Source organism: Burkholderia sp. BCC1638 (assembly GCF_902833195.1).
In the GTDB taxonomy this organism is placed as follows: Bacteria; Pseudomonadota; Gammaproteobacteria; order Burkholderiales; family Burkholderiaceae; genus Burkholderia; species Burkholderia diffusa.
In genome coordinates, this window is record NZ_CADFEC010000156.1 from 1 (window position 1) to 428 (window position 428).

1 protein-coding gene is annotated in these 428 nt (G+C 68.5%); it reads left to right on the forward strand.

All coding sequences use genetic code 11. The features are described from left to right. The coding region (locus HWX22_RS31685; RefSeq protein ID WP_175917036.1) for an MFS transporter at positions 1–428 on the forward strand (428 nt) is incomplete at both ends.

Sequence of the window (428 nt, forward strand, 5' to 3'; positions counted from 1 at the left end):
TTCCGCATCCTGCAGGGGCTGTTCGGCGGCGGCCTGCAGCCGAACCAGCAGTCGATCATCCTCGACACCTTCCCGCCCGAGCAGCGCAACCGCGCCTTCTCGATCTCGGCGATAGCGATCGTGGTGGCGCCGGTGCTGGGGCCGACCCTGGGCGGCTGGATCACCGATACCTTCTCGTGGCGCTGGGTGTTCCTGCTCAACGTGCCGGTGGGGATCCTCACCGTGCTGGCGGTGATGCAGCTGGTGGAGGACCCGCCCTGGCGGCGCGACGGCCAGCGCGGCATCCGCATCGACTACATCGGCATCGGCCTGATCGCGATCGGGCTGGGCTGCCTGCAGGTGATGCTCGATCGCGGCGAGGACGAGGACTGGTTCGGCTCGAACTTCATCCGCATCTTCGCGGTGCTGGCGGTGGCGGGATTGACCGG